Origin of the sequence: Pseudomonas sp. URMO17WK12:I12, from assembly GCF_000514395.1 — a bacterium.
GTDB classification, from domain to species: Bacteria; Pseudomonadota; Gammaproteobacteria; order Pseudomonadales; family Pseudomonadaceae; genus Aquipseudomonas; species Aquipseudomonas mucoides.
The window spans coordinates 23271-43651 of the sequence record NZ_AZVV01000004.1 but is presented as its reverse complement, the minus strand read 5'-3'; the positions used below and the strand labels follow the sequence as shown (position 1 = coordinate 43651).

The 20381-nt window shown below is 61.3% G+C and carries 18 protein-coding genes and 1 pseudogene; 8 read left to right on the top strand and 11 right to left on the bottom strand.

The window, feature by feature from the left end; all coding sequences use genetic code 11:
* Position 1 precedes the first annotated feature (1 nt).
* Genes D882_RS0103090 through cpaB form a run of 4 tightly spaced genes read right to left on the bottom strand, consistent with a single transcriptional unit; the run spans position 2 to position 4694 of the window.
* A complete protein-coding gene (locus D882_RS0103090; RefSeq protein WP_027921872.1) occupies positions 2-1282 on the bottom strand; it encodes a CpaF family protein in 1281 nt (426 codons plus the stop codon).
* Positions 1279-2469 (bottom strand): pilus assembly protein, encoded by a 1191-nt coding sequence (locus D882_RS0103085; protein ID WP_027921871.1) that lies wholly within the window; start codon positions 2467-2469, stop codon positions 1279-1281. The genes D882_RS0103090 and D882_RS0103085 overlap by 4 nt, the downstream gene beginning before the upstream one ends.
* Positions 2466-3728 carry a type II and III secretion system protein family protein gene (locus tag D882_RS0103080; protein WP_027921870.1) on the bottom strand — a complete coding sequence of 421 codons (1263 nt, stop codon included), beginning with the start codon at positions 3726-3728 and terminating at the stop codon, positions 2466-2468. The genes D882_RS0103085 and D882_RS0103080 overlap by 4 nt, the downstream gene beginning before the upstream one ends.
* 21 nt (positions 3729-3749) lie before the next feature.
* Positions 3750-4694, bottom strand: coding sequence for a Flp pilus assembly protein CpaB (gene cpaB, locus D882_RS0103075; protein ID WP_027921869.1), 945 nt, complete (start codon positions 4692-4694; stop codon positions 3750-3752).
* 326 nt (positions 4695-5020) lie between these two features.
* Between cpaB and D882_RS0103070 the strand changes: the two genes are divergently transcribed.
* Together D882_RS0103070 and D882_RS0103065 are read left to right on the top strand one after the other, a co-directional pair.
* Positions 5021-5227: a Flp family type IVb pilin gene (locus D882_RS0103070; RefSeq protein ID WP_027921868.1), complete on the top strand. Its 207-nt coding sequence runs from the start codon at positions 5021-5023 to the stop codon at positions 5225-5227.
* 68 nt (positions 5228-5295) lie between these two features.
* A complete protein-coding gene (locus D882_RS0103065; RefSeq protein ID WP_027921867.1) occupies positions 5296-5700 on the top strand; it encodes a response regulator in 405 nt (134 codons plus the stop codon).
* A gap of 127 nt (positions 5701-5827) precedes the next feature.
* On the opposite strand, the gene D882_RS0103060 is transcribed toward D882_RS0103065, so the two are convergent.
* Positions 5828-6682 carry a MaoC family dehydratase gene (locus tag D882_RS0103060; protein ID WP_027921866.1) on the bottom strand — a complete coding sequence of 285 codons (855 nt, stop codon included), beginning with the start codon at positions 6680-6682 and terminating at the stop codon, positions 5828-5830.
* Positions 6683-6685: 3 nt separating this feature from the next.
* Entirely contained in the window at positions 6686-8038 is a 1353-nt protein-coding gene (locus D882_RS0103055) for a 3-oxoacyl-ACP reductase (protein ID WP_027921865.1), read from the bottom strand.
* A gap of 273 nt (positions 8039-8311) precedes the next feature.
* Between D882_RS0103055 and D882_RS0103050 the strand changes: the two genes are divergently transcribed.
* Positions 8312-9589 (top strand): acetyl-CoA C-acetyltransferase, encoded by a 1278-nt coding sequence (locus D882_RS0103050; protein ID WP_027921864.1) that lies wholly within the window; start codon positions 8312-8314, stop codon positions 9587-9589.
* 193 nt (positions 9590-9782) lie between these two features.
* The gene (locus tag D882_RS0103045; protein WP_027921863.1) at positions 9783-10574 is read left to right on the top strand and encodes a helix-turn-helix transcriptional regulator; all 792 of its coding nucleotides are present in this window, start codon (positions 9783-9785) and stop codon (positions 10572-10574) included.
* A 127-nt stretch (positions 10575-10701) separates the two neighbouring features.
* Here D882_RS0103045 and D882_RS1000000133415 read toward each other — a convergent pair whose 3' ends face one another.
* Both D882_RS1000000133415 and D882_RS1000000133410 read right to left on the bottom strand, forming a co-directional pair.
* On the bottom strand, positions 10702-11430 hold the full coding sequence (locus D882_RS1000000133415) for a methyl-accepting chemotaxis protein (protein ID WP_371258932.1): 729 nt from the start codon (positions 11428-11430) through the stop codon (positions 10702-10704).
* Between the two features lie 129 nt (positions 11431-11559).
* Positions 11560-12567 (bottom strand): annotated as a pseudogene (locus tag D882_RS1000000133410) (cache domain-containing protein); the annotation flags it as partial.
* A 525-nt stretch (positions 12568-13092) separates the two neighbouring features.
* On the opposite strand from D882_RS1000000133410, the gene D882_RS0103035 reads away from it, so the two are divergent.
* The gene (locus D882_RS0103035; RefSeq protein WP_027921861.1) at positions 13093-13986 is read left to right on the top strand and encodes a PA4780 family RIO1-like protein kinase; all 894 of its coding nucleotides are present in this window, start codon (positions 13093-13095) and stop codon (positions 13984-13986) included.
* Positions 13987-14202: 216 nt separating this feature from the next.
* Complete coding sequence (locus D882_RS0103030) at positions 14203-15420, top strand: MFS transporter (protein ID WP_027921860.1); 1218 nt, start codon at positions 14203-14205, stop codon at positions 15418-15420.
* Here D882_RS0103030 and cueR read toward each other — a convergent pair.
* The 3 genes from cueR to D882_RS0103015 form a co-directional block, all read right to left on the bottom strand.
* Positions 15374-15787, bottom strand: coding sequence for a Cu(I)-responsive transcriptional regulator (gene cueR / locus D882_RS0103025; protein WP_027921859.1), 414 nt, complete (start codon positions 15785-15787; stop codon positions 15374-15376). The two genes, D882_RS0103030 and cueR, sit on opposite strands and share 47 nt — an antisense overlap.
* Entirely contained in the window at positions 15787-18177 is a 2391-nt protein-coding gene (locus D882_RS0103020; protein WP_027921858.1) for a heavy metal translocating P-type ATPase, read from the bottom strand. The genes cueR and D882_RS0103020 overlap by 1 nt, the downstream gene beginning before the upstream one ends.
* Before the next feature lie 138 nt (positions 18178-18315).
* Positions 18316-18699 (bottom strand): hypothetical protein, encoded by a 384-nt coding sequence (locus D882_RS0103015; RefSeq protein ID WP_027921857.1) that lies wholly within the window; start codon positions 18697-18699, stop codon positions 18316-18318.
* A 147-nt stretch (positions 18700-18846) separates the two neighbouring features.
* On the opposite strand from D882_RS0103015, the gene D882_RS0103010 reads away from it, so the two are divergent.
* Both D882_RS0103010 and D882_RS0103005 read left to right on the top strand, forming a co-directional pair.
* Complete coding sequence (locus tag D882_RS0103010) at positions 18847-19044, top strand: cation transporter (protein ID WP_027921856.1); 198 nt, start codon at positions 18847-18849, stop codon at positions 19042-19044.
* A 133-nt stretch (positions 19045-19177) separates the two neighbouring features.
* Entirely contained in the window at positions 19178-20374 is a 1197-nt protein-coding gene (locus tag D882_RS0103005; RefSeq protein WP_027921855.1) for a multidrug effflux MFS transporter, read from the top strand.
* Positions 20375-20381: the final 7 nt, after the last annotated feature.

The window sequence follows — 20381 nt, the reverse complement described above, 5'->3', positions numbered from 1 at the left end:
CTCAGTGCGGTGAGGAAACAAGTGCCGTTTCGCGGCGCAGTTTGTCGCCGGCGGGGTTGACCGCCTCGCGCATAAAACCGAAACCGGTGCGACGGTCGAGCCGGAACAAGGTGTTGGTGACGTACACGTCTTCGCGCACGCCGACCACTTCCACCACCTCGCTGACGCAGCGGCGACCGTCGGGCATGCGGGTGAGCTGGATCACCACGTCCAGCGCGGCGCAAACCATCTGGCGCAAGGTTTTTTCGGCGATGGTGCGGCCGGTCAGGCCGACCAATGTCTCCAGGCGCAGCAGCGCGTCCTGGGCATTGTTGGCGTGCACGGTGCTCATCGAACCGTCGTGACCGGTGTTCATGGCCGTGAGGACATCGAGCACTTCGACGCCGCGAATTTCGCCGAGGATGATCCGGTCCGGACGCATCCGCAGGGCGTTGCGGATCAGGTCGCTGGACTTCACTTCGCCGTGACCTTCGGCATTCGGCGGCCGGGTTTCGAGGCGCACGACGTGCGGGTGGCCCAGTTGCAGTTCGGCGACGTCTTCGATGGTGACGAGGCGTTCGTGCGGATTGATCAACTGGCTGAGGATGTTCAGCAACGTGGTTTTGCCGGTGCCGGTGCCGCCGCTGATCAGGATGTTGCAGCGCTTGCCCACGGCTTCCTGAATGAAGTCGTAGATCGCCTGATCGATGGTTTGCATTGCCATCAGGTCGCTGCTTTTGAGCATGTCCTTGCGAAATTTGCGAATCGACAGACACGGCCCGTCGAGGGCAATCGGCGGAATGATCGCGTTGACCCGGCTGCCATCGGGCAGGCGTGCATCGACCATGGGCGAGGACTCATCGAGCCGTCGGCCCAAGGGCGCGAGAATACGTTGCATGACGCGTTCGACGTGGTGCGAGTCAATGAAACGCAAGTCACTTTGATGCAGCACGCCGTCGCGTTCGATGAACACCCGGTGCGGACCGTTGACCAGAATCTCGGTCACGGACGGGTCGCGCAGCAGCACTTCCAGCGGGCCGAAACCGGTGAGTTCGTCGACCAGTTCTTCGGCCAAGCGCTCCATCTCATAACGGGAAATCGCCAGGTGCAGCCGGGCGATGTATTCGGCCACTTTGTCGATGACGAATTGCGACAGCGCCGGCCGCGACCCTTCCAGCAAGTTTTTTCCGGACTCTTCGATGGCATCGATGATGTAGCGGTGCAACACCAGTTTCAGGCCTTCGTTGTCGGTGTTGCCGGACGGCGTGCGCGCCGGGGCGCCGAAGAGTTTTTCCGTACTCATTGCGCACCCCTCAGCCGGTTGAACCAGCCGATCCTGGGTTTGGCCAGGCCTTCGGAGCGTTTGGCCAGGCCTTCGCCGAGGGTGCGCAGGCTTTGGGTCAGGCCTTCACGCGGGGCCAGTTCGAACAGGCTCACACCCTGGTTTTTGGCGTTCAGGCGCACTTCCGGGCTGAAGGCCAGAATCGCGAAGACTTCCATGCCGAAGCTTTTGCCCAGGGTGTCGGCGTCGGGTGCGACATTGCGCAGGTAGCGGTCAATCAGTAACCGGGCGTGATCGAGCTTCATGCCTTTTTCGCGCCACAGGTTGAGCACCGCGAGGTTGCGCCGGCAGTCGAGCACGTTCTGATCGGTGTACCACAGCAGCTTGTCGCAATGACTGACAAAGGTGCGCAGCGCTTCGCTGTCCGGCTGGCCGGTGAGGTTCACCACGATGTGCTGGAAGTGTTGGCGCAGGGCGCTGAGCAGCATGTACAACTCGGCGGCGCTGGTGCGCTCCAGTGGTTCATCGTGGCTGGCGTAGGCGAGGATTCGCAGTCCCGCCTCATTGCTGGTGAACGCACTGTCGATCAGCGTGGCGTCGAGGCGCCGCAAGTGCCGCACGGCGTCACCGAAATGAAACGAGCTCTCCAGCCCGAGCAACGCCAGGCTGTCGCCGCGCGGCAAACCCAGGTCCAGCAACAAGGTTTGCTGGCCGCTTTTCTGCACCACTTGCGCCATGTGGTTGGCGATCAGCGCTCCGTCGGCGTTGGTTTGCGCACCGTAGAGCACGGTCAGGCCACCGAGCTGGGTGCTCGGCGCCACCGTTGGCAGGCGTTTGCCGAGCCGGCGCACCAGCCCCGAGACTTCACTGGAGCGCGAGCCATAGGCGACAAAATCCCGCGCACCGGCACGCATCGCATTCAGCACAAGCTGATTGTCCATGCCATCGCCCAGCGCCACGATCGCCAGCATCGGCTTGGCTTCCAATGCGCCTTCGATCAGCGCGCTTTGCGCCACCACGTGTTCGCGGTCCAGCCCGACGAACACCAGGCTGGCGAAGGTGACGTCGACCAGCGCCAACAGTTCGTCGAGGCTGCCGCCGCCGGCGCTGACCACTTGGCCCAACGGGGCGAGGGCGCCTTGCAGCCACTCAAGGTCAGTGTCGTTGCGCGTGATCGCGAGGAAGGTCTGGCTCAGGTTCTGGCTCATTGCGATAACCCGCTGCGTTTATCGAAGTTGCCGTCTTCGAGGAAGAACATGCGATAGAAACCGGGGTCGTAGTTGCGCAGTTGTTCACCGGGCAGCGACGGCAGTGGTGCATTGACGGCCAGCGGTTGAACCAGGTGGGGGGTGACGATCATCAGCAGTTCACGCTCTTCGCGCCTGATCGATGAACTACGAAAAAAGGCGCCGAGGACCGGGATATCCCCCAGTCCCGGAAACTTGTCGACCTGTGACGTGTTTTGCGTGCTGATCAAACCGCTGATGACAAAACTCTCGCCATCGGCCAGGGAGATGCTGGTGTCGGTGCGGCGAATGGTGAACGCCGGGACCGTGGTGCCCCCGATGGTGACGGCGTTGGCGAAATCAAGCTCGCTGACCTCCGGCGCGACTTTCAGGGCGATGCGATCGGTGCTGACCACGGTCGGCGTGAGCGTCAGGCGGACTCCGAATTCCTTGTACTCGATGGAGTAGCTGTTGCTGTTGGCACTCGGCACCGGGATCGGGATCTCGCCGCCCGCGAGAAAACTCGCGCTCTGCCCGCTGATCGCCACCAGGCTCGGCCGCGCCAGGGTGTAAGCGAAGCCGCTGCCTTCCAGGGCGTTGATGATCGCCAGGAAGTTGCCGCCGCCGGCGACGATGTTGAACATGTCATTGGCCAGCGGAATGCTCGGCACGGCGATGCGTGGATCGAGGTTGCGCAATGGCAGCACTCGCGGTGTCACGGCGGTGTTCGGCACGGTGCCGGGGGAGCCAAAGAGGAAGTTCGAGTTTTTACCGTAGATCGAGGTGCTGGCCTCTTTGAGTTTGGTCCGGCTGACCTCGACGAAGCGAATGTCGGTCTGCACTTGCGACGGTAGCAGCGGGTCCTGAGAGGCCAGGGTTGACTTGCCGGTCATGGCCGCCGTGGCGCGACCCTGCACAAACACCATGCTTTGACGCGGGGCGCTGGCGCACGCCGTCCAGACCATCAGGCTGGTAGCGCCGGGCGCCATGCCGGTGAGCAAAAAGGCCTGGTTACCGTTGACCCGCACGTCGGCGATTTTCGGATCTCCCACGGCCAGCCGCGTAATCGCCACCGGGGATTGCACTTCCTGCTGTAAGCCTTCGCCGACTTGCAGTGTCGCCGGCAGTTGGCCGAGTGCGGCACAGTTACCGCTAGCCGCAAAGGTTGCCGTGAGTGGCACGCTGCTCAGCAGCGTGCCCCAGAGCAGGCCTTGAAACATGAACATGGTACTTCTGCGCATGTAGATGCGTCCTTGCTCAATTCAGGGAGTTTGTTGAGTGATCTGATTGCCGCGAATGACTTCCACGCCTTTTTTCTGCGGTGCCGAACTGGCACCGAGGGTGAGGGGTTTGGGGGTGCCGACGAGGGCCAGTTGACTGAATTGCACGAGGTCGCGATTGGCGCTGGCGAGATTGGCCGGCGAAGCGCTTTCGCCGGCCCAGTAATGCGCCAGGCGTTTTTCTTCGGCGCTGCGCACGGCCAGGCGCAACGTGCCGGCCTGGGCCGCGAGCGTCAGGCGACTCAGCAAGGGTTCGGGGACGGCGAGCAACACCGAGCGTGCGTTGGCCCGCAGTTGGTCCTGCTTGAGTTGTTCTTCACTGCTGCGCGCCGGGTTGGCGGGGCGCCCGTCGTTAGTCAGCCCCAATTGTTCGCCGACCCCGAGTACGCGCAACGCCGGGACTACCACCTGGGCTGATTGCTGAGTGTTGTTGGCGTCGGCGCGCAGAAACAGCATCACGTCGACATAATCTCCAGGGCTCAGTTGTCCGCCGGCATTGGTCACTTCGTCCACTGCGACCGCGAGTGCTCGTTCATTGGGGCGGATCATCCGTGCCAGCGAGCTGCCGGCCTCGAAGCTTTGATCGTTGAGCCAGGTGCCGGCGGTGAGGGCGTGCCAAGGCGTACGGCCAATCGCTTGCTCAAGCGTGGTCAAACTGCCGGCCGGGGCGGTACGCAGTTTTTCGAGGGTGACGTCGGCTGCGGTGATTTGAACGAAGGGGGCTACGTCGTGCAGCAGGACCACCACCGGTTGGCGCGTGGGATCGTCCATTGGCACAGGGGCTGGAACGGTTGGCGCTGTGTTAGCGACAGGTTGCGCGGCAGGCTCGGGAGCGGGTTGACGGCTCAGCGCAAGTCCCCAGTAACCGGCAATGATGGCACCCACCAGAAACAATCCGGCCAATCCCAGGGTGACGCGGCTGTTCATGAGGGCTCTCCCTTTCCAGCTGCCGATGATCCGTACCGTCTCGAACGAGATAGATTCGCAAAAAAGCATTTAAATACATGGAACTATTTCGCTATTTGAAGGTAGCGCAGCTAGAGCAAAACGCCATTACTGGGTGGCAAAAAAACGAGGAAATGGGGGTGTTTGAAATGCCAGGCCCCGTTTTTTGCCGAAAACGGGTGGGGTACTACTTAAGTATTAATACGTTCTTACAGTTGTTGGGTTGGGGAATGCCGACAATGCTGATGCTGGCAAAGGGGAATCATGTTGCGACCGTGCAACACCCGCAGTCCTTAGGAGAAGTCGTCATGTCCTTTAAAAGCGCTTTTCAGCACATCAAGAGCGAGATCGTTTTCTACTACAACCTGGCCAAAGACACCGAAGGCGCTTCGGGCATCGAGTACGCCATCATCGCGGGTCTTGCGGCAGTGGCTGTGGGCGTTTTCATGGGCTCCATTACAAGCGCTTTTACTTCGCTTACCGCCAGTATCAAAGCTGTGCTGCCTGGTCCTTGATCATTGCTGTTTGCCAACTAGCCTGAGTGGTTCTAACGTTATCGCCTGGTCCATTGCAGGAAGCCCTCATGAATGCGCCCGCACACCCACGGCAACAGCTGCTCCTGGTCGATGACGAGGAGGACGCGTTGATGGAACTGGCGGAGTTGCTGGAAGGGGAGGGTTTTTGCTGTTTTACCGCAACCTCGGTCAAGCTCGCCTTGCAGCACTTGACCCGCCATCCGGACATTGCCCTGGTGATCACGGATTTGCGTATGCCCGAGGAAAGCGGCATGTCATTGATCAAGCGCTTGCGCGAGCACACGTCGCGTCAGCATTTGCCGGTAATCGTCACGTCCGGGCACGCGGACATGGAGGATGTCAGCGACATGTTGCGCTTGCAGGTGCTCGAACTGTTTCGCAAGCCGATTTTTCACGTGCGGTTGCTGGAGACGCTGGGTAATTTGTTTCCGCAGCCTGTGGCTCCGTCTTAGTCTGGACGACCGCTATCGCGAGCAGGCTCTCTCCCACAGGGATTTGTGTTGTTGCGCAAATCCAGTGTGGGAGCGAGCCTGCTCGCGAAAGCCATTTCAAACTCGCAAGATATTTTGTTGCCTGGCATCAAGCCACCGGCCGCCAATGCCCGACCATGTGCTCAAGATTTCCAACACCTACCAACCGAAAATCCCCACTGGACCCCGCCGCGCTCGCCAGTAATGTCACTTCACTGGGCAACCGCACCGGTTTGCGAAATTGCACGGCAATCTCGATGTTCGCCGTCGGCAAGTGATCGGCCAGCGCCGCCAATGTGCGTGCCTTGTTCCATAACCCGTGGGCAATGGCGGTCGGGAAACCAAACAGTTTCGCGCTGACGGCACTCAAGTGAATCGGGTTGTAGTCGCCGGACACCTTGGCGTATTGCCGACCAATGTCGGCCGGCGCTTTCCAGCGGGTCACTTCGATCATCTCCAGCGTCGGGGCCAACACGTCCTCGAGCGGTTCGCCGTCCAGTTTGACGCCCCGGCACAGCATCTGGCTTTGCGCCTCCCAGAGCGTTCCCAATTGATCGTCCAGCGTGGTCACCAGATCGAACGTCGCACCCTTGGCATGGGGTTGCAGATTCTGCACCTGCACGCTCACGCGCACCCGATTCACGCCGCCCATGGGGCGCAACACGCGAATGCGGTTGCTCAGGTGAATCAGCCCCAACAGGGGAAACGGAAACTCCTTGGCCGTGAGCAATTGCATCTGCAAGGCAAACGCGAGGATGTGCGGATAGGTCGGCGGCAGCAAGCCGTTGTCGGCAAATCCGCAGACGTTGCGATACGCCGCCAGGCGTTTGGGATCGACATTGACCCAGCAGTGCAACCCGGTGTCGGGCAGGGTGGTGCCGGTGATTTTGCGTCGCGTCGCCGCTCGCATGTACAACGCCGGCAAGCTCGGTTCGCGGCTGAGTGTGTGCCAGTCGGTGATCATCACTTAGGCCCCCAGAACGCTTTGTCCACAGACCCGCAACGCCTGGCCGGTAAACGCGCCGGTGCCCGGTTGCGCCAGCCACGCCACGGCCTCTGCGACGTCCTGCGGCAAGCCGCCCTGGCCGAGCGAGCTCATGCGCCGGCCCGCTTCACGCAAGCCGAACGGAATGTGCGCGGTCATCTGCGTTTCAATAAACCCAGGCGCCACTGCATTGATGCTGATACCGCGTTGATCCAGCAACGGCGCCCAGGCTTGCGCGAGGCCAATCAGCCCGGCCTTGCTCGCCGCATAATTGGTTTGCCCGCGATTGCCGGCGATGCCGCTGATCGAGGCCAGCAAAATCACCCGACCGTTGTCGCGCAGGGTGCCGCTGTCGAGCAGGGCCTTGGTCAGCACTTGTGGCGCGTTGAGGTTGACCGCGAGTACCGCATCCCAAAATTCCGGGGTCATGTTGGCCAGGGTTTTATCGCGAGTGATCCCCGCGTTGTGCACCACGATGTCGACGCCGTCGGGCAGGTGTTCGATCAACTGTGCAGCGGCGTCTTCGGCGCAAATGTCGAGGGTGATGCTGTGTCCGCCAAGGCGTGCGGCGAGAGCGTCGAGATCGGCTTTGGCCGGTGGCACATCGAGCAGAATCACCTCGGCGCCGTCACGGGCCAGCGTCTCGGCGATTGAAGCGCCGATGCCACGCGCTGCACCGGTTACCAACGCCTTGCGTCCCGCCAGCGGTCGAGTCCAGTCCTCAACGGGCGTAGCGCACGCCTTCAAACGAATCACTTGCCCGGACACAAACGCGCTTTTCGGCGAGAGGAAAAACCTCAGCGGTCCTTCCAGCTGATCGTCCGCACCGTCGCCGACATAGATCAACTGCAAGGTGCCACCGCTGCGCAGTTCCTTGGCCAGCGAACGGCTGAAGCCTTCCAGCGCGCGCTGGGCACTGGCGGCGAACGGGTCGCTCAAGGTCTCCGGTGCACGACCGAGAATTACCAGGTGTGCGCTGTGATCGAGGTTTTTCATCAGCGGCTGGAAGAATTCGCGCAGCTGTTTGAGCTGATCGGTCTGCAGCAAATGACTGGCGTCGAACACCACGGCTTTGAGTTTCGGACCGTGGCCGGGAATCCACGCGGTGGCCAGGGACGGCTCGGTACCGTAGCTGTAAATCGCGTCGGTCAGGCGATTGGCTAAAGCGCTGACCTTGTCCGCCAACGGGCCTCCACCGATCAACAGCGCCCCTTCGACAGGCCGCAGCCGGCCTGCCTGCCAGCGCTCCAGGCGAACCGGCGACGGCAAACCCAGGGCCCCGACCAGGCGATGGCCGATGGACGAATTGGCGAAGTCGATATAACGGTCTGACATGGAACGTGCTCCGGCGGCTGTGGTTCAAAGTGTGGACCACGAATGGCAATCAGTCGTTCGATCCACGAGATAAGGCCTACGCTTGAACATTGCAGAGTAGTTGGAGCTTGGGTTTAGCAGAACTTGCGGGGTCATGCAGAACCTGTGAGAGCGGGCCCGCCCGCGAAGGGGCCAGCCAATCCGACATTGTTGTTGGCTGATCCACCGCTATCGCGGACAAGCCCGCTCCCACAGGGATGTGCATTCACATTTCATTTTTTTAAGGAGCTTTTCATGACTCAGCTGCGCCGCGTCGCGATTATCGGCGGTAACCGTATTCCTTTCGCCCGCTCCAACGGGGCGTATGCCACCGCCAGTAACCAGGCGATGCTCACCGCAGCGCTCGAAGGCTTGATCGAACGCTACAACCTGCACGGCCTGCGCCTGGGGGAAGTGGTCGCGGGGGCGGTGCTCAAGCTGTCGCGGGACATGAACCTGACCCGCGAATGCGTGCTCGGGTCGCGGCTGTCGCCGGAAACGCCGGCCTATGACATCCAGCAAGCGTGCGGCACCGGGCTGGAAGCGGCGTTGCTGGTGGCGAACAAGATTGCCCTGGGGCAGATCGATTGCGGCATTGCCGGTGGCGTCGATACCACTTCGGATGCGCCGATCAGCGTCAGTGAGGGCCTGCGCAGGATTTTGCTGCAAGCCAACCGCGCCAAGACCACCGGCGACAAGCTGAAAACATTCCTGCAATTGCGCCCCGGGCATCTGATTCCGGAATTTCCGCGCAACGGCGAGCCGCGCACCGGGTTGTCCATGGGCGAACATTGCGAGCTGATGGCGCAGACCTGGAACATCCCCCGCGAAGAACAGGATCAACTGGCGCTGGAAAGCCATCAGCATCTGGCCGCGTCCTACGCCGAAGGCTGGCACAACGACTTGATGACACCGTTCCTCGGCCTGACCCGCGACAACAACCTGCGCCCGGACCTGACCCTGGAACAACTGGCCAAGCTGAAACCAGCCTTCGAGAAAAGCGCCAAGGGCACGATGACGGCGGGCAACTCGACGCCACTCACCGACGGTGCGTCGCTGGTGCTGCTGGGCAGTGAAGAATGGGCGAAGGAACGGGGGCTGCCGATCCTCGCGTACCTGCGCGATGGCGAAGCGGCGGCGGTGGATTTCGTCAACGGTGCCGAAGGCCTGTTGATGGCGCCGGTCTACGCGGTGCCGCGCTTGCTGGCCCGCAATGGCCTGACCTTGCAGGACTTCGATTACTACGAAATCCACGAAGCCTTCGCCGCGCAAGTGCTCTGCACGTTGAAGGCCTGGGAAGATCCTGACTATTGCAGAACCCGGCTCGGCCTTGATGCGCCGCTGGGCTCCATTGACCGCAGCCGCCTCAACGTCAAAGGCAGTTCGCTGGCGGCCGGGCATCCGTTTGCGGCGACCGGCGGGCGCATTGTCGCCAACCTGGCGAAGTTGCTGGACGCGGCGGGCAAGGGGCGGGGATTGATTTCGATCTGCGCGGCGGGTGGCCAAGGCGTCACCGCCATCATCGAACGCTGAAGAAACACCGTAACCTGTAGGCGTGAGCCTGCTCCCGATAGCGGTGTGTCAGACACATGAATGTTGGCTGACACACCGCTATCGCGAACAGGTTCACGCCTACAAGGATTCTCGGCATCAAATAGATTTGTATGAATCTGCTACTTGGCCTAACGTCGGCCCCATCAGCCCTCGTGCGATATAAGGCTCGTTGATGCCGACTAACGGACAGATCTCCCTCGAACGAACAATCCCAACCCTGTCGTTACTGCCCCGACCGTTATTCGCCCGGGTAGAAAGTCTCAACGCCGGGTCCTGGACACCCCCGCATCGCCACGACTGGGTGCAGTTTTCCTACGCCATCAGTGGTGTTCTCGGCGTGCACACCGCCGAAGGCAGTTTCTATGCGCCGCCGCAGTGGGGTATCTGGATTCCGGCGGACCTTGAACATCAAGTCGTGACCTCGATGCGCGCCGAAATGCGCAGCCTGTACGTGCGTCGCGAAGATTGTGAGTGGGCGGACGGGCGCTGCCGGGTGCTGGAGGTCACGCCGTTGGCGCGGGAGCTGATCAAGAGTTTTTGCATGTTGCCCGTGGAATATCCACAAGGCGACAGCCAGGAAGCGCGGTTGGTGGGTGTGTTGCTGGATCAGTTGGCGAACTTGCCGGAGGTGGGGTTTTCCCTGCCGCTGCCACGGCATGAGCGGCTGCTGGGGTTGTGCAACGAGTTGATTGAAAGCCCTGAGCAGAACGTGACATTGCAGGCGTGGGCGGAGCGCTTGGGCACGTCGGAAAAGACCCTGATGCGCCTGTTTCAGCGCGAGACGGGTTTGAGCTTTCGCGGCTGGCGACAACGGATGCGGCTGTTGTCTTCGTTGAGTTTGCTGGAGGAGGGCGACAGCGTGACCAATGCAGCGCTGGCGTGTGGGTATGACTCGACGTCGGCGTTTATTGCGGCGTTCAAAGGGCTGTTCGGGTTTACCCCTGGCGAGCTCTTCAAGCAATAACACCACCTGATCCTTGTAGGAGTGAGCCTGCTCGCGATAGCTGACTGACCTTCAACATTGATGTTGACTGACATGGCCTCATCGCGAGCAGGCTCACTCCTACAGTGGATGTGTGGTGTTCTTGAGATCAGGTTTTGAAGCGTCGAACCAACCCGTCCAGTTCATTCGAAAGCCCGGCCAGGCTCTGGGAATCCAGACGCGCCGAGTTCGCCAGTTCCGCGACCAATTGCGCGTCGCCATGGATCTGGCTGATGTGCCGGTTGATGTCTTCGGCCACGTGATGCTGCTCTTCGGCCGCGGTGGCGATCTGCGTGTTCATGTCGCGGATTACGTCCACCGACTCGCGAATCAACCCGAAGCTGTTGCGCGCTTCGCCGATGCGGCTCACCGACTGCTGCGACACTTCCAGGCTCGCATGCATCTGTTGAGTCACCTGGCTGGTGCGCTTGGCGAGGTTGCCGAGCAGACCGTCGATCTCTGCCGTGGAATCCGCCGTGCGCTTGGCCAGCGCCCGCACTTCGTCAGCCACCACCGCAAACCCGCGACCTTGCTCGCCGGCACGGGCCGCTTCAATGGCCGCGTTCAGCGCGAGCAGGTTGGTCTGCTCGGCGATCGAGCGAATGGTCCCCAGGATCGACTGGATATCGTTGCTGTCGCGCTCGAGTTGCTGCATCGACTGTGCCGACTGTTCGATTTCCTGGCTCAAGCGATCAACGCTGCTTACTGCCGCATCAATTTGCTGCTGGCCTTCGCGCGCCTGGCGCTGGCCACTGTCGGCAGAGTCCGCCGCCTGACTGCAAGAGCGCGCGACTTCGTTGGCGGTGGCGACCATTTCGTGGAACGCCGTGGACACCATGTCCACCGCTTCACGCTGACGCCCGGCGGCTTCGGCCATGTCGTTGGAGACCTGGGTCGAGCTTTTCGAGGTGGCGAGAATCTTGGTCGCGGCGCCGCCGATGCTTTGGATCAGGTTACGAATCGCGGTCAGGAACTGGTTGAACCAATTGGCCAGTTGCGCGGTTTCGTCGCTGCCACGGATTTCCAGGTTCTTGGTCAGGTCGCCTTCGCCTTGCGCGATGCCTTCCAGACCGCTGGCCACGCTGCGGATCGGCCGCACGATGACACTGGCAAAACTGGCGCCGAGGATGGCGAAGAACACGGCCAGCACGGCGGCGATGATTGCGATCAGCCAGGTCAGTTGGGTGGCCGAGCTCATCACGTCGTTTTGTTTGATCAGGCCGATGAAGGTCCAGCCCAGTTGCTCCGACGGCCAGACGTTGGCCATGTAGCGTTCGCCATTGAGCTCGATTTCCACCAGGCCTTTGCCGGCCTTGGCCAGTTGTGCGTAACCCTCGCCGAGGCTGCTCAGTGGCTTGAAGTTGTGCTCCGGTTGTTTCGGGTCCACCAGGACCATGCCGGTGTTTTCCAGCAACATCAGGTAGCCGGTTTCACCGAGCTTGATCTGTTTGACGATTTCGGTGAGCTGCTTGAGCGTCACGTCGATGCTGACCACGCCGCCGTTGCTGCCCAATTTGTTGTCGATGGTGCGCACGGTGCTGACGTAAGTCGCGTCGTCCTGTGCCCAATAGTAGGCCTCGGTGCGAAACGGCTTGCCCGGTTTGGCCTGGGCTGCTTTGTACCAGGGGCGCTGGCGCGGGTCGTAGTTGTTCAGCTTCGCATCGTCCGGCCACGACACATAACCACCGGCCGCGGTGCCGAGAATGGCGTAGGCGTAGGACGGGTGACTGTTGCCCAGGTCCTGCAGGAGGCCGAAGACTTTTTTGTCCATCTCGCCTTGCGGAATGCTCTCGGCGTTGGCGCTCATGTAGGTCTTGAGGCTGTCGTCGGAGTTTTTGATCAGCGGTTGTTTGGCCAGATAGTCGACGTTCTGGCTGATGCCGTCGAAAAACAGTTGCATGGCGTTGCTGACCTGACGAATTTCGCGGCCGCTGCCATCGACGAAACTCTCTTTGGCATCGCTGCGCAGGTTCATCACAACGAGGGTGGCGACCAGCACCACGGGCAAGCAGGCGATGATTGCAAACGCCCAGGTCAACTTCTGTTTGATGTTCATCCGCGCTCCAGATTTTCTTGTAGGCCCACGCAGTGCAGATGACTCGCGGAATATTGGCAGCCGAAAACGTTGTTGTTCATCTCGGGTCCGTGAGTGCGCCGTCGTTTTCTGTAGGAAAAATTGTCGGACAAATACCTTTGTCACTGAGGACTTCGGCTGCTGGCGGGGGAAATTGAGGCCTGTTTGGAAAAATCCTACGAAGGGTACGAATCTGGATGTCAGCTTCTGTCGTAAATGCCCTAAAAACCATTCGCTTACGTGTGTCATCGGCTCAGCTATGATCTACGGCGGTCATTGACGACCGGCGGCGAATGAGCAATTAATCCGGCACATTGTGTGCATCACGACGTTCATAGGTCGGCAACCCCTCCCCCGAACGAGTGGATTGCCGTATAACGAATGACTTTCGCGTGTTTGGTAATAAAGGACCCACAATAAAAGCTGATGAAGACTCCAAAACGCATTGAACCCCTGATCGAGGACGGTCTGGTCGACGAGGTGCTGCGCCCACTCATGAGTGGTAAAGAAGCAGCTGTTTATGTGGTGCGCTGCGGCAACGAGTTACGTTGCGCGAAGGTCTACAAGGAGGCGAATAAACGCAGTTTCCGTCAGGCGGCCGAGTACCAGGAAGGCCGCAAGGTACGCAACAGCCGTCAGGCTCGTGCCATGGCCAAGGGCTCCAAGTTCGGCAAGAAAGAAACCGAAGACGCCTGGCAAAACGCCGAAGTGGCGGCCCTGTTCCGTCTGGCCGGTGCCGGTGTGCGGGTGCCCAAGCCGTATGACTTCCTCGAAGGCGTACTGCTCATGGAACTGGTGGCCGATGAATACGGCGATGCCGCGCCGCGTCTGAACGACGTGGTGCTGGAACCGGACCAGGCCCGTGAATATCACGCGTTCCTGATTTCACAGATCGTGCTGATGCTGTGTACCGGTCTGGTGCACGGTGACCTGTCCGAGTTCAATGTGCTGTTGACCCCGGACGGCCCGGTGATCATCGACTTGCCTCAGGCGGTGGATGCGGCGGGCAACAACCACGCGTTCAACATGCTGGAACGGGACGTGGGCAACATGGCGTCCTACTTCGGGCGGTTTGCGCCGGAGTTGAAAAAGACCAAGTACGCCAAGGAAATGTGGGCGTTGTACGAAGCCGGCACCTTGCACCCGGCCAGTATCTTGACCGGCGAGTTCGACGAGCCGGAAGAGTTGGCCGACGTTGGCGGGATCATGCGTGAAATCGAGGCTGCGCGGCTGGACGAAGAGCGTAAGCAAGCGATCCGCGCTGCTGACGACGCGCCCCCGAGCAAAGCCGAAGAACCGCCTCCGCCCTGGATGCAGTGATGGGCTAAACAAAAACCCGGCTTCGGCCGGGTTTTTTGTAGAGGCTTTATTTGTGGAACCGCGGCGTCTGCATCGCGGGCAAGCCACGCTCCCACAGGTTAGATGTCGATCACAGATCCGTGGTCTGCACATAACCTGTGGGAGCGTGGCTTGCCCGCGATGGCGTCAGACCAGACAATCCACAACAGCCAGACCCTCCACACTCAAGGATTGAATGTGAACACCTCCACCCGCAACGCCCGACTGATCATCGCCGCCCGTCTGGTTTCGGACTTTGGCGCTTTCCTCAACATGGTCGCCCTGGCCACTTATGTTTACCTGCTCAGCAACAGCGCCATGAGTGTCGGCATTTTCCTCGCCAGCCGTGTCGGCGGAGGGATTTTCGCCAGTCTGATCGGCACCCCGTTCTATCGCCGCTGGGGCGGGCGCATGCCGTTGATCGCCTTCGACCTGTTGCGCGCAGGATTGCTCGGGTTGTTGCTGGTGCTGCCGGTGAGTCAACAGGCGCTGCTGCTCCCCGTTATCGCGTTCGGCCTGGGTTTGGGCAACTCGATGTTTGCCATCGGCCTGAACAGTCAGCTGCCGCATTTTATCGATGGCGTACACCTGCTCAAGACCAATGCCTGGATCACCTCCGCATCGTCGGCCGCGATGGTCGGCGGCAGTCTGGTGGCGGGGCTTTTGGTGGCGGCGTTTGGGTTTGAAACGGTGTTTGCGCTGAACGTGGTGACGTACCTGTTGGCCGCGTTGTTCATATTGCCGCTGCGATTTTCCATCCCGGCAGCCAGTGATGAGTCGTCCCGCAAGGGCGGTGAATGGGCGGCCCTGCGCCAAGGGTTGCACAGCGCACCGGTCGTGGCCGCGATGCTCGCGGTCACCATGGCCGACACCCTTGGCAGTGCCGCGCACAACGTGGGTTTGCCAATAGTTTCCAAACTGCTGACCCCCGAATCAGCCAGCACCACGCTGGGCTTGGCGCTGGCGGTCTGGGCGTGCGGAAAGTTAATCGGCGCTCGAATCGCCAGTCGCCTGAAAGGCTCGGACAACATCAATCTGGAGCGGCGATTTTTCTTCGGGGTGTTGCTGATGTCCTGCGGCTTCATCCTGATGTTTCAGCAGCAGACCCTGTTCGGTTTGCTGTTGTTCTCGTTGCCGGCGGGATTGGGTGACGGCTTCTCGGAAGTCGGCTTGATGTCCCGTTTGCAACGCGAACCGGACGCTCTGCGTTTGCCGATTTTCAGTTTGTTAACCCTGCTGCAAATGACCGGGTTCGGCGTCGGCATGTTGATCGCCGCACCGTTCTATTCATGGTGGACGCCGGGTGCGGTGGTGTTGCTGTTCCACGGCATTCCCCTCACCACGTTGCTGGTGGTGAAGGGCCTGGCGATCAGGGGCGCACAGGTTCGGCGCAGCAGCCCGACGCCAGGTTCTTGAGGATCGGGCAGTCGGGGCGATGGTCGCCCTGGCAATGCTCGACCAAGTCTTGCAAGGTGTCGCGCAACTGGCCGAGTTCGCGGATCTTCTGGTTCAGCTCGTCGATGTGCTGACGGGCCAAGGCCTTCACGTCGGCGCTGGCGCGTTGGCGGTCCTGCCAGAGGGTCAGCAGCTTGCCGACCTCTTCCAGTGAAAACCCCAGGTCCCGGGAGCGCTTGATGAATGCCAGCGTGTGCAGGTCGTCGTCGCCATAAACCCGGTAGCCGCTGTCGGTGCGATGGGCAGCCTTGAGCAGTCCGATGGACTCGTAGTAACGGATCATCTTTGCGCTCAGGCCGCTTTGACGGGCTGCTTGACCGATGTTCATCAATTGTCCTCCAGGTCCTTGGGCTTCCAGGTTTTCAACAGTAACGCATTGCTCACCACGCTGACGCTCGACAACGCCATGGCCGCCCCGGCCAGCACCGGGTTGAGGAAACCGAACGCCGCCAGCGGAATGCCGATCAGGTTGTAGACGAACGCCCAGAACAGGTTCTGCCGGATCTTCGCGTAGGTCTTGCGGCTGATCTCCAGCGCCGCCGGCACCAGCCGTGGATCGCCACGCATCAGCGTGATCCCGGCCGCGTGCATGGCCACGTCGGTGCCGCCACCCATGGCGATGCCGATGTCCGCCGCAGCCAGCGCCGGGGCGTCGTTGATGCCATCGCCGACCATCGCCACCACGCCGGTTTTTTTAAGTGTGGCGACGGTGGCGGCTTTGTCGGCGGGCAGCACTTCGGCGTGGACATCGGTGATGCCCAGTGCCTCGGCGACGACTTTGGCACTGCCACGGTTGTCGCCGGTCAGCAGGTGACTGCTGATGTGCCGCGCGCTGAGTTGTTGCACGGCTTGCAGGGCGCCGGGTTTGAGGGTGTCGCCAAAAGCAAAGAGGCCGAGCACTTTCGATTCAGGGCTTTGTTCGATCAGCCAGGACAGGGTTCGGCCTTCGGTTTCCCAGGCGGTTGCCGAGTCCGCCAATGAACCCGCGTTTAAAGCACTTTCTTCCAATAGACGACGATTGCCCAGTGCCAGTCGACGACCCTCAAGCGTGCCGGCGATGCCTCGCCCCGTCAGCGATTGACTGTCGCCGACATCCGCCACGGTCAAGCCGCGTTCGGTGCAAGCGTCCAGCACGGCCTTGGCCAGCGGGTGTTCGCTACCTCGTTGCAACGCACCGGCCATTTGCAGCAGGGCCGCTTCATTGCCGTCGATAGCCGTCAGATGGGCAATACGCGGTGCGCCCGAGGTCAGCGTGCCGGTCTTGTCGAATACCACCGCACTGACTTCATGGGCGCGTTCCAGTGCTTCGGCGTCTTTGATCAGAATCCCGTGACGTGCCGCCACGCCAGTCCCGGCCATGATCGCTGTTGGCGTGGCCAGTCCGAGGGCACAGGGGCAGGCAATCACCAACACCGCGACGGCATTGATCAGGGCGGTTTCAATCGGCGCGCCGTACAGCCACCAGCCGATGAAGGTCGCCAGGGCGATCAACAGAACAGTAGGCACGAACACCTGGCTGACTTTATCCACCAGTTTCTGGATGGGTGCCTTGGCGGCCTGGGCGTCTTCGACCAGACGAATGATGCGCGCCAACACGGTTTCCGCGCCCAAGGCCTGGGTGCGCACCAACAATCGCCCTTCACCATTGATCGCGCCGCCGGTGACCTTGTCCCCCGGTTGCTTGGGTACCGGCAGGCTTTCGCCGCTGATCAGCGCTTCGTCGGCGTGGCTCTGGCCTTCGACCACTTCGCCGTCCACCGGGAAGCGTTCACCGGGTTTGACCATGACCAGGTCATTTAGGCGCAGGGCACTGATGGCGACGTCTTGTTCGCGTCCCTCGATCACTTGAATCGCCCGCTCCGGACGCAAGGCTTCGAGGGCGCGAATGGCGCTGGCGGTCTGGCGCTTGGCGCGGCTTTCCAGGTATTTGCCGAGCAGGACCAAGGCAATCACCACGGCCGAGGCTTCGAAATACAGGTGCGGCATGCGCCCGGCGGCGGTGGCCCATTCGTAAAGACTCAGGCCGTAACCCGCGCTGGTGCCGAGGGCGACCAGCAAATCCATGTTCCCGGCCCCGGCGCGCACGGCTTTCCAGGCCGCGACATAAAAACGTGCACCGAAGATGAATTGCACTGGCGTTGCCAGGGCGAATTGCGCCCACGCGGGAAGCATCCAGTGCACGCCGAACGGTTGCAGCAACATGGGCAGCACCAGCGGCAAGGCGAGGAGGAGAGCCATGATCAACGCCCAGCGTTCACGGTGCAGGCGCTGTTGTTGAGTGTCGGTGGGCGGGTGTTCGACTTCCCAGACACTGGCGGCGTAACCGGCTTTGGTTACTGCCGCGATCAAGGTCTGTGGATCGATCTGGCCGAGCAGTTCGAGGTGGGCGCGTTCGTTGGCCAGGTTGACGCTGACGCTCTGGACCCCCGGCACCTTCGCCAGCGCACGTTCGACCCGGCCGACGCACGAGGCGCAGGTCATGCCGTCGATGCTCAGTTCCAGGCTGTGGCGGGGCACGCTGTAACCGGCCTGTTCAACAGCGGCCATCAACGCGGGCAAGCTGTCGCTGGGCGCCTGGACGCGGGCCTGTTCGGTGGCCAGGTTGACACTGACGGCGGTGGCGCCGATGACTTTGCTCAAGGCGCGTTCGACACGCCCGGCGCAACTGGCGCAGGTCATGCCGGCAATCGGCAGATCGAATGTGGTGGATTCGGACATCGGTCGTACTCCCTGTAGTAGATACCCACAGGATCAACCTTGCCATGCGGGCAAGGTCAAGCACCAATATTTATGCCTGCGCCGAACCCTGTGGGAGCGAGCAAGCTCGCTCCCACAGGGGCTTCACATTGGATTTGCTCAGTATTCGAGAGAAGCAGGCTTGAGGTACATCCCTTCCTGCGTCATCGCGATCCGGTACTTCAACACATCCCCCGCCTTGAGCGAGATGATCTGCGAACCCGGCGCGAGCATGCCCGGGTTGCAACCCGGCACCTGGCCCGGCAGCAGTTTAAGGCGCAGGGACACGGGGCCCGGTGGCAGGTTGAACGAGGTGCTTTGTTCCTGGAACAGTCGTGCGGACAGTTGGTCCTGGATGTACACACCGATTTCGCAGGAGGTCGCGACTTCCAGGCGCTCGCGGGAGATGATCAGTACGCCATAGTCCTCCCCGGCGGCTTGAACCGAAGGTGTCGCGGCAAAGAGGCTGAGCAAGCCAAACAGGCTGAGAGCTGACCAGCGCATGGCTGAATCTCCTGAAATCGAGTCATTGATGCACGCAGCTTGGCCGAGCACGACGCCGAATGCCAGCCCGGCAGATTGTTGAAGAACTTGACCTTGCCATGGTGGCAAGCTCGAGACTGTTCGCAACCTCAATAAAGGAGCCACACCATGCAAGTGTTCAACGTTCAGGGCATGTCTTGCGGTCACTGTGTCAAAGCCATTACCCAGGCCTTGCAAGCCAAGGATCCGGCGGCCAGCGTGCGGGTCGATCTGGCGGCCAAGGAAGTCGGGGTTGAGAGCGCGCTGACGGTTGAGCAGGTAATCGCCGCGATCACCGAAGAAGGCTACGACGCCAAAGTCGCCTGACCCAACGCACTCCTACAGGGAATCTACATTCATTCAGCGGGTTTTTAATAGTTAGCGAGCTATCGGAATGTTCAAGGCGTTCATGCGCGGCTAGACTGTGGGGCCTGCCGACCCATGCTCAACTGGATGCCTGATGAATTTCCGTACCATTTTGATTCTTGGCGCCCTGACCGCTTTCGGTCCGCTGGCGATCGACTTCTATCTGCCCGCCTTCCCGGCAATGGCCCTGGCCTTCGGCACCGATGAAAAACACGTTCAACTGACCTTGGCGGCGTACTTCCTCGGTTTGTCGATTGGTCAACTGGCCTACGGCCCGGTGGCCGATCGTTTTGGACGGCGTATCCCGTTGCTGGCCGGGGTCGGTCTGTTCACCCTCGCTTCGCTGGCCTGCGCTTATGCGCCGAACCTCGAATGGCTGATCGGCGCGCGTTTTGTCCAGGCGTTGGGCGGTTGTGCGGGGATGGTGATTTCCCGTGCGGTGGTCAGCGATAAATGCGACGCCGTGGGGTCGGCGAAAGTTTATTCGCAACTGATGCTGGTCATGGGGCTGGCACCGATTCTCGCGCCGATGCTCGGCGGCTTGCTGGTCAACACCACGGGTTGGCAGTCGATCTTCCTGGTATTGTCCGGTTTCAGTGCCCTGGCTGCCTTGGCCGTGGCACTCGGGTTGCCGGAAAGTTTGCCCGCGCATATGCCGCGCCAGCCGCTGGCGGGGGCTTTGCGTCAGTACGGTCGCCTGTTGTCCGACCGGGTCTATCTCGGTCACGCCCTGACGGGTGGCATCGCCATTGCCGGGATGTTTTCCTACATCGCCGGATCACCGTTCGTGTTCATCAAACTCTATGGCATACCGGCCGAGCATTTCGGCTGGCTGTTCGGCACGAACGCGGCGGGGTTTATTCTGGTGGCGCAAGTCAATGCGCGATTGCTGGCCAAGCGGGGGCCGGCGTTCCTGCTGGCGCGTGCCGTGTGGGTTTACCTGACCGCCGGCCTGGCGCTGCTCGCCGTCAGTGCGCTGCACCCTGAGCACCTGTGGCCGTTGCTGATCCCGCTGTTTATTTGCATCTCCAGCCTCGGTTGCATCCTGCCCAATGCGTCGGCGTGCGCCATGAACGGGCAGGGCGCCCGTGCTGGCAGTGCGTCGGCATTGCTTGGGTGCCTGCAGTTCACCGTCGCTGCCGGTGCGGCTGCGCTTGTGGGTGTTTTACACGATGGCAGCGCCGTGCCGATGGCGATGGTCATCAGCCTGTGCGGACTGTTGGTGGTGAGCGCTGCAATGCTCACCCGTCGTTTGCAAAATGCCCGGGCGCTGGCGCAAGCCCAGGTCTGAGGCAGGG

What these genes read in the sequence shown, in the direction of transcription:
- D882_RS0103090 (WP_027921872.1), bottom strand. Translation starts at nt 1,282, where the DNA reads ATGAGTACGGAAAAACTCTTCGGCGCCCCGGCGCGCACGCCGTCCGGC.
- cpaB (WP_027921869.1), bottom strand. Translation starts at nt 4,694, where the DNA reads ATGAACAGCCGCGTCACCCTGGGATTGGCCGGATTGTTTCTGGTGGGT.
- D882_RS0103035 (WP_027921861.1), top strand. Translation starts at nt 13,093, where the DNA reads ATGAAGACTCCAAAACGCATTGAACCCCTGATCGAGGACGGTCTGGTC.
- D882_RS0103050 (WP_027921864.1), top strand. Translation starts at nt 8,312, where the DNA reads ATGACTCAGCTGCGCCGCGTCGCGATTATCGGCGGTAACCGTATTCCT.
- D882_RS0103085 (WP_027921871.1), bottom strand. Translation starts at nt 2,469, where the DNA reads ATGAGCCAGAACCTGAGCCAGACCTTCCTCGCGATCACGCGCAACGAC.
- D882_RS0103070 (WP_027921868.1), top strand. Translation starts at nt 5,021, where the DNA reads ATGTCCTTTAAAAGCGCTTTTCAGCACATCAAGAGCGAGATCGTTTTC.
- D882_RS0103045 (WP_027921863.1), top strand. Translation starts at nt 9,783, where the DNA reads ATGCCGACTAACGGACAGATCTCCCTCGAACGAACAATCCCAACCCTG.
- D882_RS0103065 (WP_027921867.1), top strand. Translation starts at nt 5,296, where the DNA reads ATGAATGCGCCCGCACACCCACGGCAACAGCTGCTCCTGGTCGATGAC.
- cueR (WP_027921859.1), bottom strand. Translation starts at nt 15,787, where the DNA reads ATGAACATCGGTCAAGCAGCCCGTCAAAGCGGCCTGAGCGCAAAGATG.
- D882_RS0103015 (WP_027921857.1), bottom strand. Translation starts at nt 18,699, where the DNA reads ATGCGCTGGTCAGCTCTCAGCCTGTTTGGCTTGCTCAGCCTCTTTGCC.
- D882_RS0103060 (WP_027921866.1), bottom strand. Translation starts at nt 6,682, where the DNA reads ATGATCACCGACTGGCACACACTCAGCCGCGAACCGAGCTTGCCGGCG.
- D882_RS0103080 (WP_027921870.1), bottom strand. Translation starts at nt 3,728, where the DNA reads ATGCGCAGAAGTACCATGTTCATGTTTCAAGGCCTGCTCTGGGGCACG.
- D882_RS0103020 (WP_027921858.1), bottom strand. Translation starts at nt 18,177, where the DNA reads ATGTCCGAATCCACCACATTCGATCTGCCGATTGCCGGCATGACCTGC.
- D882_RS1000000133415 (WP_371258932.1), bottom strand. Translation starts at nt 11,430, where the DNA reads ATGGTGTCCACGGCGTTCCACGAAATGGTCGCCACCGCCAACGAAGTC.
- D882_RS0103010 (WP_027921856.1), top strand. Translation starts at nt 18,847, where the DNA reads ATGCAAGTGTTCAACGTTCAGGGCATGTCTTGCGGTCACTGTGTCAAA.
- D882_RS0103055 (WP_027921865.1), bottom strand. Translation starts at nt 8,038, where the DNA reads ATGTCAGACCGTTATATCGACTTCGCCAATTCGTCCATCGGCCATCGC.
- D882_RS0103005 (WP_027921855.1), top strand. Translation starts at nt 19,178, where the DNA reads ATGAATTTCCGTACCATTTTGATTCTTGGCGCCCTGACCGCTTTCGGT.